The sequence below is a fragment of the Mycobacterium sp. E1747 genome (assembly GCF_001667775.1).
GTDB lineage: Bacteria > Actinomycetota > Actinomycetes > Mycobacteriales > Mycobacteriaceae > Mycobacterium.
Genome location: NZ_LZJI01000183.1, coordinates 71011 through 84733 on the forward strand (window position 1 = coordinate 71011; position 13723 = coordinate 84733).

At 67.5% G+C, this 13723-nt stretch carries 16 protein-coding genes; 8 read left to right on the forward strand and 8 right to left on the reverse strand.

What is annotated here, in order from left to right; genetic code table 11:
* Positions 1–34 precede the first annotated feature (34 nt).
* Positions 35–388 carry a lipopolysaccharide assembly LapA domain-containing protein gene (locus tag A5695_RS17415; RefSeq protein ID WP_068084621.1) on the forward strand — a complete coding sequence of 118 codons (354 nt, stop codon included), beginning with the start codon at positions 35–37 and terminating at the stop codon, positions 386–388.
* 202 nt (positions 389–590) lie between these two features.
* On the opposite strand, the gene A5695_RS17420 is transcribed toward A5695_RS17415, so the two are convergent.
* Together A5695_RS17420 and A5695_RS17425 are read right to left on the reverse strand one after the other, a co-directional pair.
* Positions 591–1637 carry a phosphotransferase family protein gene (locus A5695_RS17420; RefSeq protein WP_068084623.1) on the reverse strand — a complete coding sequence of 349 codons (1047 nt, stop codon included), beginning with the start codon at positions 1635–1637 and terminating at the stop codon, positions 591–593.
* Between the two features lie 9 nt (positions 1638–1646).
* Positions 1647–2255 carry a histidine phosphatase family protein gene (locus A5695_RS17425; protein WP_068084625.1) on the reverse strand — a complete coding sequence of 203 codons (609 nt, stop codon included), beginning with the start codon at positions 2253–2255 and terminating at the stop codon, positions 1647–1649.
* A 103-nt stretch (positions 2256–2358) separates the two neighbouring features.
* Here A5695_RS17425 and A5695_RS17430 point away from each other — a divergent pair, with 103 nt between their 5' ends.
* The 6 genes from A5695_RS17430 to A5695_RS17455 all read left to right on the forward strand — a co-directional run bounded on the left by A5695_RS17430 (position 2359) and on the right by A5695_RS17455 (position 7804).
* On the forward strand, positions 2359–3012 hold the full coding sequence (locus A5695_RS17430; RefSeq protein ID WP_068084628.1) for a class I SAM-dependent methyltransferase: 654 nt from the start codon (positions 2359–2361) through the stop codon (positions 3010–3012).
* A 63-nt stretch (positions 3013–3075) separates the two neighbouring features.
* Positions 3076–4122 carry a phosphotransferase family protein gene (locus tag A5695_RS17435; protein ID WP_068084631.1) on the forward strand — a complete coding sequence of 349 codons (1047 nt, stop codon included), beginning with the start codon at positions 3076–3078 and terminating at the stop codon, positions 4120–4122.
* 1 nt (position 4123) lies between these two features.
* Positions 4124–4888: an SDR family NAD(P)-dependent oxidoreductase gene (locus A5695_RS17440; protein ID WP_068084634.1), complete on the forward strand. Its 765-nt coding sequence runs from the start codon at positions 4124–4126 to the stop codon at positions 4886–4888.
* A gap of 38 nt (positions 4889–4926) precedes the next feature.
* Complete coding sequence (locus A5695_RS17445) at positions 4927–6234, forward strand: acyl-CoA dehydrogenase family protein (RefSeq protein ID WP_068084637.1); 1308 nt, start codon at positions 4927–4929, stop codon at positions 6232–6234.
* Positions 6231–6839, forward strand: a complete 609-nt coding sequence (locus A5695_RS17450) for a TetR/AcrR family transcriptional regulator (RefSeq protein WP_068084639.1) — start codon at positions 6231–6233, stop codon at positions 6837–6839. Before A5695_RS17445 ends, A5695_RS17450 begins: the two co-directional genes overlap by 4 nt.
* Positions 6839–7804, forward strand: coding sequence for an NADPH:quinone oxidoreductase family protein (locus A5695_RS17455; protein ID WP_068084643.1), 966 nt, complete (start codon positions 6839–6841; stop codon positions 7802–7804). The genes A5695_RS17450 and A5695_RS17455 overlap by 1 nt, the downstream gene beginning before the upstream one ends.
* 3 nt (positions 7805–7807) lie before the next feature.
* Here A5695_RS17455 and A5695_RS17460 read toward each other — a convergent pair whose 3' ends face one another.
* Positions 7808–9688 carry an alkyl/aryl-sulfatase gene (locus A5695_RS17460; protein WP_068084862.1) on the reverse strand — a complete coding sequence of 627 codons (1881 nt, stop codon included), beginning with the start codon at positions 9686–9688 and terminating at the stop codon, positions 7808–7810.
* Between the two features lie 135 nt (positions 9689–9823).
* On the opposite strand from A5695_RS17460, the gene A5695_RS17465 reads away from it, so the two are divergent.
* On the forward strand, positions 9824–10291 hold the full coding sequence (locus A5695_RS17465) for a lipoprotein LpqH (protein WP_068084646.1): 468 nt from the start codon (positions 9824–9826) through the stop codon (positions 10289–10291).
* A 9-nt stretch (positions 10292–10300) separates the two neighbouring features.
* Here the strand turns inward: A5695_RS17465 and A5695_RS17470 are convergent, their stop codons facing one another.
* From A5695_RS17470 to A5695_RS17480, 5 genes are all read right to left on the reverse strand, one after another.
* The gene (locus A5695_RS17470; protein WP_068084650.1) at positions 10301–11803 is read right to left on the reverse strand and encodes a cell wall metabolism sensor histidine kinase WalK; all 1503 of its coding nucleotides are present in this window, start codon (positions 11801–11803) and stop codon (positions 10301–10303) included.
* 100 nt (positions 11804–11903) lie between these two features.
* Positions 11904–12608: a response regulator transcription factor gene (locus tag A5695_RS17475; RefSeq protein WP_068084651.1), complete on the reverse strand. Its 705-nt coding sequence runs from the start codon at positions 12606–12608 to the stop codon at positions 11904–11906.
* A gap of 149 nt (positions 12609–12757) precedes the next feature.
* Positions 12758–12913, reverse strand: coding sequence for a DUF6131 family protein (locus A5695_RS29155; protein WP_197515531.1), 156 nt, complete (start codon positions 12911–12913; stop codon positions 12758–12760).
* A gap of 10 nt (positions 12914–12923) precedes the next feature.
* On the reverse strand, positions 12924–13172 hold the full coding sequence (locus A5695_RS29755) for a hypothetical protein (protein ID WP_082946151.1): 249 nt from the start codon (positions 13170–13172) through the stop codon (positions 12924–12926).
* A gap of 103 nt (positions 13173–13275) precedes the next feature.
* Entirely contained in the window at positions 13276–13686 is a 411-nt protein-coding gene (locus A5695_RS17480; RefSeq protein ID WP_068084652.1) for an MmcQ/YjbR family DNA-binding protein, read from the reverse strand.
* Positions 13687–13723: the final 37 nt, after the last annotated feature.

Here is a 13723-nt window from a genome sequence, read left to right on the forward strand (position 1 = left end):
TTCATTCTGTGCCGGATCGGACAAAGATGACCCTATGAGCAGCCCCAACCCTGCCTCGCCCGGCCAGCCGCCCGCCAAGTCCGCCGCGGTGCCCAGGCCCGGCGCGACGCCCAAGGAACCGGCCATCGGGTTCACCCGCGCCGGTGCGCTGTGGTCGTCCCTGATCGCCGGATTCCTGATCCTGATCTTGTTGCTGATTTTCATCACCCAGAACACGACATCGACGCCGTTCCAGTTCTTAGGCTGGCACTGGACCTTGCCGCTGGGGGTCGCCATTTTGCTGGCCGCGGTGGTCGGCGGGCTGATCACGGTGGCCGTAGGCACCGCTCGCATCCTGCAACTGCGCCGGGCCGCCAAGAAGCACCACGCCGCTTCGCTAAACGACTAGCCGGTCCATCGAGTGTGCACCCCGGGTTTCGGGTGTGCGTCCTGGGCTTCGCGTGTGCGCCCACGGCTGTGAGTGTGCATCCTCGGCTTTGACTGTGCGTCCTGGGCGGGAAAACGCGGGTTTTCGCGCCGTCAGCGCACGCACGACGCCGTCAGCGCACGCTCGAAGCCGTCAGCTCACCCGGGGCGCCGTGGTCGCACGCTCAACCGGGCAGCCTGGCCAGCTCCGCCAACCCGCGCGAAATGAGCGGCGCGACGACCTCCGGCATGTTGTCGGAGTCCACCCCACGCGCCTGATCCGACATCCGCCTGCGGAAATCGATCCCGGCCGCGATGATGGCGAGCTTGAAGTAGGCCAGCGCCATGTAGAACTCCCAATGCGCCAGCGGCAGACCGGCGACCAGCGAATAGCGATCGGCCAGCTCGTCGGCCGTCGGCAGCAGGGGTGACGTCCAGGCGGCCTGCGCGTTGACGATCAGGTCGAGCGCGGGGTCGCGGTACACGCACATCAGGGCCGCGTCGGAGAGCGGGTCCCCGAGGGTGGACAGCTCCCAGTCGACGACGGCACGCACCTTCGTCGGGTCGTCGGCGTCCAGGATCGTGTTGTCGATCCGGTAGTCGCCGTGCACGATCGACGTCCGGCTCTGCTGCGGGATGGCGTCCTGCAGACCGGAATGCAGGCGCTCGACGTCGGCGTCGCGGCGGTCGTCGGGCAGCCGCACCAGTGCCCATTGCGAACCCCACCGCCGCACCTGGCGCTCCAGGTAACCGTGGGGCTTGCCGAAGTCGGCCAGGCCAACGGCCGCGGGGTCGACGGAGTGCAGGTCGACGAGGACCCGGATCAGCGAGTCGACGCAGCCTTCGATCACGGTGTGGCTCAACGCTTCCAGCTGGGCGCGGCGGCGCACCACCTGGCCGGCGACGAATTCGACGATTTGGAAGGGCGCCCCCAGCACCGAGTCGTCCTGGCACAACGCGATTGCACGCGCCACCGGAACGGGCGTGTCCCGCAGCGCGGCGACGACCCGGTACTCGCGGGCCATGTCATGCGCCGACGGGGTCAGCCCGTGCAGCGGCGGGCGCCGCACCAGCCAGCTGGTCGCGTCGTCGTAGACGCGGAACGTGAGATTGGAACGGCCACCGGAGATGAAATCCGCGCGCAACTCGCCGACACGTCCGATATCCAGCGAACGCAGGTAGGAGTCCAGCGAGGCCAGGTCTAGCCCCTCGAGTTGGTCAGCTGAAGTCACCGGACCTGTTTACCACCTCTGATTTCGCGGCAGCAGGTCCCACACGTGCTCGACGCCGTTGACCCCCGCGACCGTCGCCTGACCGGATCGCGAGAACAGCAGCCGGGTGACCGAGGCGTAGTCGACGGGAAACGACAACAGCCGGGACGTGCCCAGGATCTGATGTAGCAGCACGTTGATCACCCCGCCGTGGCTGAACACCGCGACGGTGTCCTCGGGATCGGCGGAGGCGACGAGATCGTCCACCGCCGCGCGCACCCGGGCGAGGAACGCATCCTCGTCGACCGCGCTGGGCAGATGCCCCTGCGCCAGGCGTGCCCACTCTTCGGGCATCTCCTCACGGATCTGCTCGACGGGGATGTACAGCGGAAGGTCGCGGTCGTATTCGGCGAATCGGTCATCGATTTCGACGGTCAGCTCGCGCGCCGCTGCGACCGGCTCGGCGGTCTGGATGGCACGCCGCTGCGGGCTGCTGACCACCCGGGAAATCGGAAACCTGTCCAGCGCCTTGGGTAGTCGCTCGATCTGCGCCAATCCCTCATCCGACAGGTCCGGGTCGGAGCCCTCGCCGTGTTCGCTGCGCAGCGGCAGCGCGTGCCGGACCAGAAGCAATTGCATGAGTTTGTTCCTGTCTATGGTTCAGCGCGACGTGTTCATTCAAAGCATGCAGACCTGCCCCCGCAAAATAGGGGTGAGGCAAGGCCGATCTCGAGGAGGACGAATGACCGAGCCGAGCATGGATTGGGACGCCGCCTACCGGCAGGAAACACCACCGCCGTGGAGCATCGGCCGACCGCAACCCGAGCTGGCGGCCCTGATCGACGACGGCAGGATTCGAAGCGACGTGCTGGACGCCGGGTGCGGCCACGCCGCCCTGTCGCTGGCCCTGGCCGAGCGGGGCTACACCGTCGTCGGCCTGGACAGCAGCGCGACCGCGATCGAGGCCGCTTCGGTGGCGGCCTCCGAACGCGGCCTGACGACGGCGACCTTCGCGCAGGCCGACGTCACGAATTTCCGCGGCTATGACGGCCGCTTCTCAACCGTCCTGGATAGCGGGCTGCTGCACGCGCTGCCGCCGGAGAAGCGTCAGGACTACCTGCAGTCGACCCTTCGGGCGGCCGCCCCCGGCGCATCGCTCTACATCCTGGCCTTTGCGGCCGGCGCGCTCGGCGACGCCGACAACGGCGGGCCGCGCGGCTTTGCCGAGGCCGAGCTGCGCGACGCCGTCTCGGCGGTCTGGCACGTCGACGATCTGCGCCCGGCCAAGGTCTACGGCAACGCCTCTCCCGATTTCCCGCTGCCACACCTGGAGCACGACGGCGAAGGACACTTCATGGCGCCCGGGTTTCTGGTCAGCGCCCACAAGCCGGCCTGAGCCGATCGACCCGCACCGCTGCGCGGAGAATAACATTCTCCGCGCAGAGAGTGGGGTGTGCGAATGGCAACGGCAGGTCAGACCCAACTGGATGCGGGTGTCCTGGCCCGCTGGCTGGACTCCAACGGCACCCCGGGAAACGGTGCGGAATCGCGCGTAGAGCAGCTGAAGGGCGGTTCGCAGAACGCGCTGTACCTGCTCGACCGCGGCGGCGAGCGGATGGTGTTGCGGATGCCCGGCGCCCGCGCCGACGCCGCCCGCATCGACGGGCTGCTGCGCGAGATCCGCTTGGTCCGCGCGCTGTCCGGCACCGACGTCCCGCATGCGGCGCTGATCGCCGCTGACGACACCGGCACCGTGCTCGGCATGCCGTTCTACGTCATGCAGGCCATCGACGGGTGGAGCCCGATGGACGGCGGGTGGCAGCCACCGTTCGACACCGACTTGACGGCCCGGCGCGGGCTGGCTTTCGAGCTCGTCGAGGGCGCGGCCAAGCTGGGCCGGGTGGATTGGCGGACCCGGGGCCTCGACGGCTTCGGCCGCCCGGACGGGTTCCACGAGCGCCAGGTCGACCGCTGGCTGGCCTTCCTCGACGCCCACAAGGTGCGCGAGTTGCCCGGACTCGACGAGGCCGCCGACTGGCTACGCAACAACCGGCCCGCGCAGTACCGGCCCGGGATCATGCACGGCGACTACCAGTTCGCCAACGTGATGTTCGCGCACGGGGCGCCGGCGCGACTGGCCGCGATCGTGGACTGGGAGATGACGACAGTCGGCGACCCACTGCTCGATCTTGCTTGGTGTCTGCTGGGCTACGACGGCGAAGAACCCAGGGCAGACGGGTTCTACCTGGACATGGCCGGCATGCCCACGCGCAGTGACCTGCTGGCGCACTACGAGGCGATCAGCGGCCTGTCCACCGAAAACATCGACTACTACCTGGTCCTGGCCAACTGGAAGCTCGGCATCGTGCTGGAAAAGACTTACGCTGCCGGAGTGCGCACCGGAAAGGTGGATTCCAAGATCCAGGACGCCTTCGGGGCGATGATCCCGCAGCTGATCGCCACGGCCGCCAGGCTCGCGCGGTCACTGCCATCGGGGAGTCGCTGAAATGGGTTACGCCGACCGGCTTTTCGACCTCACCGACCGGGTCGTGCTGGTCACCGGCGGCAGCCGCGGGCTGGGTCGCGAGATGGCCTTCGCGGCCGCCCGCTGTGGCGCCGATGTGGTGATCGCCAGCCGCAACATGGACAACTGCGTGGCGACGGCCAAGGACATCGAGGCCGAAACCGGGCGCACGGCTTTGCCGCATCAGGTGCACGTCGGTCGTTGGGATCAGCTCGACGGATTGGTCGAGGCGACCTACGACCGGTTCGGGAAGGTCGACACGCTGATCAACAACGCCGGAATGTCACCGCTGTACGACAAGCTGACCGACGTCACGGAGAAACTGTTCGACGCCGTGGTCAACCTGAACCTCAAGGGCCCGTTCCGGTTGTCGGCCTTGGTGGGCGAGCGGATGGTGGCGGCCGGCCGTGGATCGATCATCAACGTGAGCACGGCCGGCTCGTTGCGCCCGACACCCGACATCATTCCCTACGCCGCCGCCAAAGCCGGGCTCAACGCCATGACCGAGGCGCTGGCGAAGGCGTTCGGGCCGTCGGTGCGGGTCAACACCTTGATGGCCGGGCCGTTCCTGACGGATGTGAGCAAGGCATGGAACCTCGACGCCGCCCCCGGCAAGCCGTTCGGGCACCTGGCCCTGCAGCGCGCCGGCGACCCGAGCGAAATCGTCGGCGCCGCACTGTTTCTCGCGTCGGACGCGTCCAGCTTCACCACCGGCTCCATCCTGCGCGCCGACGGTGGAATTCCCTAGGGCGGCGAGCGCCGTCCACAACGAGTAGGAGCATTCGAATGTCGTGGGACTTCTCCACCGAACCGGAATTTCAGGAGAAAATCGACTGGGTCCGCGAGTTCGTCCACCACGAAGTGGAACCCCTCGAGGTGCTCTTCCCCGGTTGCGAGTTCCTGCCACTGGGCGACGAGCGCCGCCGCATCGTCGATCCGCTCAAGCAACAGGTCCGCGACCGCGGACTGTGGGCACCGCATCTAGGCCCCGAGCTGGGCGGGCAGGGATTCGGCGCGGTGAAGCTGACCTTGATCAACGAGATCCTGGGCCGCAGCCCGTGGGCGCCGATCGTCTTCGGCACGCAGGCGCCCGACACCGGCAACGCCGAGATCATCGCGCGCTTCGGGACCCATGAGCAGAAGGACCGCTATCTGGCGGGACTGCTGTCCGGGGAGATCTTCTCGTGCTTCTCGATGACGGAGCCACAGGGCGGCGCCGATCCGCGCGTCTTTCGAACACGCGCCTTCCGCGACGGTGACGACTGGGTGATCACCGGGCGAAAGTACTTCTCCTCCAACGCCTCCGTCGCATCCTTTTTCATCGTCGTCGCGATCACCGACCCGGACGTGCCGGTCCATCGCGGCGCTTCGACGTTCCTGGTGCCCGCCGACACCGACGGCCTCACCATCGAAGCCACCCATCACCTGGTCGGCGCGCTGCCGCACGAGCCCGGGCACTCCCTGGTCCACTACGACGGTGTCCGAGTGCCGGCGGACGCGATGCTGGGCGAACCCGGCCAGGGCTTCATGATCCTGCAGACTCGACTCGCCGGCGGACGGCTGCATCACGCGATGCGCTCGATCGGGGTGGCTCAACGGGCGGTGGAGATGATGGCCCGCCGCGCGAAAAGCCGTTTCACACAAGGAAGTTCATTGGCCGATAAGCAACTGGTGCAGGCTTTCATCGCCGATTCGTACACCGAGCTGATGCCGTTCCGGCTGGCGGTCCTGCACGCGGCCTGGCTCATCGACACCGCCGGGGAACACGCGGCCCGCGCCGAGATCGGCGCCTGCAAGATCCTTGCCTCACAGGTGCTCAAATCCATTGGCTTGCGCGCGATCCAGGTACACGGCGCGCTCGGCACCACCGATCAGCTGCCGCTCGTCAACGTGCTGCTCGGCGGCGTGGCGCTCGGCCTGGCCGACGGACCGACCGAAGCCCATAAGGTGAACCTGGCCCGGCTGCTGCTCAAGGGATACGAGGCCGAGGATGCCGAGTGGCCGAGCGAACTGCTCGACATCCGCCGGGAGGCCGCGCGCACCAAGTACGGCGACCTGATCGATCGGGTTCCGGCACTGCCCGATTCGCCATGAGCGGCAGGGTGACGGCGGCCGTCCAACGGGCGCTCGACGAGCGCCAGCGCGAGGCGACCGAAGAGGTAGAGCGGATCCTGGCCGCCGCGGTCCGCGTCATGGAACGGGTTGCGCCCGAACCGCCGCGGGTGAGCGACATCGTCACCGAGGCCGGCTCGTCGAACAAGGCGTTCTACCGCTATTTCGCCGGTAAGGACGACCTCATCCTGGCCGTCATGGAGCGCGGCGTCGCCATCGTCGTGTCCTACCTCGAGCACCAGATGGCCAAGGAGCGAGAGCCCCGCGGCCAGGTCGCCCGCTGGATCGAAGGCACGCTCGCGCAGGTGGCCGACCCGCACCTGATCAGCATGAGCCGGGCGGCCGCGGGGCAGATGTCGGCCGGCGCGAATTGGCGAGCGACGGATCAGGAGATGCTGCGGCCGCTGCGCGATCTGCTCGTCGAACCCGTTGCGGCTCTGGGCAGTACGGACGTCGAGCGCGACGTCGAGGCCGTCTTCAGTTGCACCGCGGCGACCATGCGCCGCTACGTGGGGTCTGCCGAGCGGCCCGGGTCGGCGGACATCACACACCTGGTGGAGTTCTGTCTACGCGGTCTGGGGGTTTGATGCGCGCCATCGTCTGTCGTTCCTACGGCACTCCGGAAGATCTGGTTCTCGAGGATGTCGACGAGCCAGTGCCGGGGCCCGGGCAGCTGCTGGTACGGGTGCACGCCGCGGCGGTCAACTTTCCCGATGTCCTGTTCATCGCCGGCAAGTACCAGATCAAGATTCCGCCACCGTTCGTCCCGGGCAACGAGATCGCCGGCGAGGTGATCGCCGCCGGTGAGGGCACCCGATTCGAACCGGGACAGCGGGTGTCCGGCACCACCTTTGGAGCGTTCGCCGAGCAGGCGCTATTGGACGCCAGCCAGGCGGTGCCGATACCCGACGACGTAGACTTTGCGTCGGCCGCCGCCTTCGGAGTAACCTACCGCACCGCCTACCACGCGCTGCGTTCGACGGCCGCAGTGGCAGAAGGGGATTGGGTCGTCGTGCTGGGCGCCGCGGGCGGCGTCGGGCTGGCCGCCGTCGACTTGGCCGTCGCCATGAAGGCGCGGGTACTGGCAGCGGCGTCCAGCCGCGAGAAACTCGAGTTGTGCCGGCAACGGGGCGCCGAAGCGACCGTCGACTACGACCGGGAGGACCTCAAGTCACGCATCCGCGAGTTGACCGGCGACAGCGCGCGGGCGGTCCTCGACCCCGTCGGCGGGCCATACGCGGAACCCGCGCTGCGTGCGTTGGCGCGCGGCGGCACCTTCGTCACCCTGGGCTACGCCGCGGGAACGATCCCGGCGATTCCGCTCAACCTCATTCTGCTCAAGGACATCTGCGTGCGCGGCATGGAGATCCGGACCTTCGCGACCGACCACCCCGACGAGTCGGCCCGCGACTTGCGGGAGCTGTCGGAGCTGTTCGCCGCCGGCACGATCCGGCCATACATCGGGGCACGGTTCCCGCTGGCCGAAACGGCGGCGGCGTTACGGTACGTGGCCGACCGCAAGGTGTTGGGCAAGGTCGTCATCGACATCTGACCGTCACGGCGTGACGATGTCGAAGCTCGGGTCCGGCTGATCGAGCACCCCGAGGAGGGCCTGCAGCGCCGCCTGATTGCCCGATACCCGCAACCCGGGCGAGGAGAAGTCACCCATCGCCGCGGATAGGAGCCGAAACTTGCTGTCCAGCTGGACCGTGACCGATGCCGTCGCCGGTTCGGCCGGCACCTTGCGGTAGACGAGCACCCCGTTGCGCAGGGTGAGCCGGTAGTTGGTGGCCAGATCGGCGAAGGCGAGGTCGATGGCCAGGTCGAGATCCCAGCTGCGTGGACCGTCGACCCGGATGGCGAGGCTGTCGAAGATCTGCTCGGGAGTCAGCTGGGAGAGCATGGTGGGCGAGGCGACCTGCGCCGCCGTGCCGAAGTTTCCGCCCCGCAATTCCGTTGCGCCACTGAGGAAGAAGTTGCGCCAAGTGGCGTTCTCGGCGCCATAGGCCAGCTGCTCCAGCGTTTCGGCGTACAGCGTGCGGGCGCCCTCGTGCGCACTGTCGGTGAACATCGCATGATCGAGTAGCGTCGCCGCCCAACGGAAGTCGCCCGAGTCAAAGGCCGATTGGGCCAGGCCGACAACCCGTTCGATGCCGCCCATCGCCTCGACGTAGCGAGGTGCGAGGGCTTCCGGGGGATGCGGCCACAACCGCGCCGGGTTGCCGTCGAACCAGCCCATGTAGCGCTGATAGACGGCCTTCACGTTGTGGCTGACCGACCCGTAGTACCCGTGGGTGTGCCACGCACGCTCGAGCGCCGGCGGCATCCGGAACATCTCCGCGATCTCGATCCCGGTGTAGCCCTGGTTGAGCAAGCGCAGCGTCTGGTCGTGCAAATAGGCGTACATGTCGCGCTGCAGCGACAGGAACCCGACGATGTTCTCCCGCCCCCAGGTGGGCCAGTGGTGAGAGGCGAACACCACGTCGGCGCGGTCGGCGAAGGTGTCGATCGCCTCGGTGAGATAGCCCGACCATGCGTGCGGGTCCCGCACCAGCGCTCCGCGCAGGGTCAGGAGGTTGTGCAGGTTGTGGGTGGCGTTCTCGGCCATGCACAGCGCGCGAAACCGCGGGAAGTAGAAGTGCATTTCGGCGGGCGCCTCGGTGCCGGGCGCCATCTGGAACTCGATGTCCACCCCGTCGATGGTGTGCTTCTCACCGGTCTCGCGGATGTCGACGGTCGGCACAATGATCGCCACCTCCCCGGTCGACGGGGCCTGGCCCAGGCCGCAGCCCACCTGGTCGCGGGGTCCGCGGGACAGCATGCTGCCGTACATGTACGTCGCCCGCCGCGTCATGGCCGGGCCCGCATACACGTTCTCCCGGACCGCATGCTCGACGAAGCCGTCCGGCGCCAAGACGGCCACGGCGCCGGCGTCGACCTCCGCCTGCGAGGTGACGCCGAGAACGCCACCAAAGTGGTCGACATGGCTGTGGGTGTAGATCACCGCGACGACGGGCCGGTCACCCCCGCGGTGGGTGCGATACAGCCCCAGCGCGGCGGCCGCGACCTCGGTGGACACCAGCGGGTCGATGACGATGATCCCGGTGTCGGTCTCGACGAATGTGACGTTGGAAATGTCGAGGCCACGGACCTGGTAAATCCCCGGGACCACTTCATAGAGGCCCTGTTTGGCGGTCAGCGTCGACTGCCGCCACAGGCTGGGGTGCACGGATGTCGGCGCTGGACCGCCGAGGAAGGAGTAGGCGTCGTTGTCCCACACCACCCGCCCGTCGGCCGCCTTGATGACGCACGGGGACAGCGCGGCGATGAATCCGCGATCGGCGTTGTGAAAGTCCGTGTCGTCACCGAATGGCAGCGCGTGTGCGCGATGCGCCGCCTCGATGGCTTCGGTGGGGGGTTTGCGTTGCACCGGCAATACATTGCCACCGATGCGGCCCCGAACGGCCGGAGAATTTTTGATCAATCTTGGCCTACACCGCCCGGCAAACACGCATACTGCCTTGACGGCCCTCAACGACGAGGGCCGCAACGATCGGGTGAAGGAGAACAGGTGAAGCGTGGACTGACTGTTGCGGCGACAGGAGCGGCAATTCTGGCCGCCGCACTATCGGGGTGTTCGAGCAACAAGTCGGGTGGCGTTTCGACGTCAGTGCCGGGAGGCTCGGTGTCGGCCGGCGGCAACAACTCGACGAAGGTCATCATCGACGGCAAAGACCAAAACGTCCAGGGCACCACAATCTGCACCAAGGCCGGCGGTGACATCTCGATCGCGGTCGGCGGCAACACCACCGGCATTAGCGTCGTGCTCGGCGACGCCAACCCGCTCACCGTCAAGGCGGTCCAACTCGGCAACGTCAACGGCGTGACCCTGCAGTACGCGCAGGGCGGTCAGGGCAACGCGTCGGTGTCCAAGGACGGCAATACCTACAAGGTCACCGGCACGGCCACCGGCATCGACATGGCCAACCCGATGCAGCCGGTGAACAAGCCGTTCGAAATCGACGCGACTTGCTCCTGACTCGATGAGTTAAGAGGTCCGTGCGGGCGGTTGCCACCCGTTGAGTGGCAACCGCACCGTGAACTCGGTATGGCCGGGTGAGCTGTCCACGGTGATCGTGCCGTGGTGGGCCTTGACCACCGCGGACACGATCGCCAGCCCCAGCCCGGTGCTGCCGCCCTTGCGGGACCGTGAGGTGTCGCCGCGGGCGAAGCGCTCGAACACTTCGGATTGAAGCGGCGCCGGGATCCCGGGCCCATTGTCGACGACCTGCAGCACGGTGTGCGCCGGCTCGGTGCTTAATCGTGTGGTCACGACCGTGCCCGCGCCGGTGTGTAGGCGAGCGTTGGCGAGCAGGTTGGCCAGGACCTGGTGCAGGCGGGCCGCGTCGCCCGTGACCATCACGGGCTCCTCGGGCAGGTCGAGTTCCCACTGATGGTCCGGCCCGGCGACATGCGCGTCGTTGACGGCGTCGACCGCGACCCGCGACAGATCGACCGGTTCGCGTTCCAAGGGCCGGCCGGAGTCCAGCCGGGCCAGCAGCAGCAAGTCCTCCACCAGGCGCGTCATCCGTTCGGTCTCGGAGGCCACCCGGCTCATCGCGTGCGCCATTGCCTCCCGGTCCCCCCCTTCTCGGTCCATGCGCTGGGTGAGTTCGGTGTAGCCGCGGATCGCGGCGAGCGGCGTGCGCAGTTCGTGACTGGCGTCGGCGACGAACTGGCGGACCCGGGTCTCGCTGGCCTGCCGGGCTGACAGCGCGGCCGCGATGTGGTCGAGCATCCGGTTGAGAGCCGAGCCCAGCTGGCCCACCTCGGTTGCGGGATTCGCGTCGGATTCGCCGACCCGGAGCGGCAGCTCGACCTCACCGCGATCCAGCGGTAGGTCGGCCACCCTGCTGGCAGTCTGCGCGACGCGGCGCAGCGGCGCCAGCGCGCGCCGGATGATGATGGCCCCGGCGATCGTCGCGGCGGCAAGCGCGACCGCGGTGACGATCGCGAAAATCACCAGCATCCGGATCAGGGTGGCGTCGACGTTGGCCATCGAGAGGCCGGTGACGATCGTGTCGCCCCCATTGCGGCTCGGGGCCGCCACCACCCGGTACCGGCCGAGCCCGTCCAGGTTCACGGTGACCGGTGCGCGGCTGCCCGCGATTTGCTCCAGTTGCGCCTGGGCGGTCGGGGTCAGCGCGGCCCTGGTGCCGCTGCTGGTCAGATAGCCGGCGTCGACGGTCTTGCCGTGGTTGACCACGGCGGCCACCATGCCCGCCGGCTGACCCGGGGCGTCCAGGAAGCGCGGGCCCGGGCCGGGGCGGGGATAGAACGAGTGCTCGCGCCGCGGGCGATTTGGCTCGGGGTACATCAGCGCCGAGCGGAAAGAGGTGCCGGCGAGTTGCCCGTCGAGTTGCTTCACCAGGTGGTGATTGAGCGCCAGCTCGGTCACCGCGGTGATGCCGACGCACACGATGGCCAACACGACGATCTGCCCGACCAACAGCCGCAGCCGCAGGGACCAGGCCCGCCGTGCGCTGGCCAACGGTCGCGACCCGCAGCGCCCGGCTTCGCCGCGCTTGCGATCGCTCCTACCCACCAGTCGCGACCCGCAGCGCCCGGCTTCGCCGCGCTTGCGATCGCTCCTAGCGCGCCGGCTTGAGGACATAACCCGCGCCACGCAGCGTGTGGATCATGGGGTCGCGACCGCTGTCGATCTTCTTGCGCAGATACGAGATGTAGAGCTCGACGATGTTGGATCGGCCGCCGAAGTCATAGCTCCACACCCGGTCGAGGATTTGCGCCTTGCTCAGCACACGCTTGGAGTTGCGCATCATGAACCGCAGCAATTCGAACTCGGTGGACGTCAACGAGATCGGCTCGCCGCCGCGGGTGACCTCGTGACTGTCCTCATCGAGGACCAGATCGCCGACCACCAGTTGCGCGCCGCTGTCCAGCGTCGTCACTCCGGTGCGCCGCAGCAATGCCCGCAGGCGCAGCACCACCTCTTCGATGCTGAACGGTTTGGTGACGTAGTCGTCGCCGCCGGCGGTCAGCCCGGCGATCCGATCCTCCACGGCATCCTTGGCCGTCAAAAGCAGCACCGGCAGCTGGGGGTTTTCCTCGCGCAACTTGTGCAGGACGTCGAGCCCGCTCATGTCGGGAAGCATCACATCGAGGACGACCACGTCCGGACGCTGGGAGCGGGCGGCGGCGATGGCCGATGCACCGTCGCTGGCCGTCGCGATGTTCCAGCCCTCGTAGCGCAGCGCCATCGATACCATCTCGGCCAGGACTGACTCGTCGTCCACGACCAACACATTGATCGGATTGCCGTCAGCTCGACACATGATTACCCGCTCGACGGACGCTCGAGGCTGGGTCACACGTTCCAGTATGCGCACCGCGCTGAGCCGCCGCTATGGCCTAGCTTTGCGTGCCCTGTGAAAGGGATCGCGCGACTGCTGAGCAGTCGCGCGATCTTCTCCCGGCGAAGTGGTTAATACCAGTAGCGCCGGCCGGCGACCGGGCGGCCAATCGAGCCCATGATCCACAACACGGCGCCGATAACGAGTACGACGACGCCGATCTCCCACAGCAATGGGATGCTGAACACAAAGCCGAGAATAAGCAGGATTACGCCGAGGGCAATCATGACGACTCCTTTAGGTAAGGGGCACTAGGACACCAGGCATTGAACTGGGTTGCGGAACATGGCAGTCCTTGACTTTCGGGTTAACGCCCCCGTAATTCAAAGGCCCCGCGATGACGGTCAACGCGATGTTTCCCGCCGTGACACAACTGGTTGAGTCACCCTTGAAGTAATCGCGTTGCCATGCCGCGAAAACCCCAATGAGCAGCCATACCAGGGCAATCGTGCCGATGATTCCGCTGCCACGCATGGTGCCCTCCAATGTGGTCGAGAAAAATTTCTCGTGGACGATAGTTACCCATTCGACTTGTGTCTAAACATTGCGCGCGGGCGAATTCGACGCTGCGCCAGGACAGCCCGTCGCACTAAGACCGGCCGGCGAGCCACACCGATGCCCGCCTCTTCGACGCCCGGGAAATCCACGCGTCTTGGATCAGCTCGGTCAACTCCGACTTGCCGATTTCCGACAATCGGGCGGCCCGCACCAGCACCGATGGATGCCCGTCGAAATGGTCGGTGGTGAAGAACGGCGAACCGGGATCCTGGGTCAGCGCCAGCTTGTCACTCTCCGATTCCACCCAGAGCATGATCACGTCGGCATAGCGCTCGCCGGTTTCCGGATCCGAGGCGTCCGGCTGGGGCGTACGGAAGAACACGAACGACTTGCCGCCCACCTGATAGATGGCGTTGCCCTTCGGCCCCTCCAGACGCTGGACGTGCGGCATCGATGCGGCGATCTCGTGCACGTCGCTCACTCGGGCGGGTCGATCAGCCACACCGGCGAGCGTAGCGACCTTGCGGGCGTTGGCGATT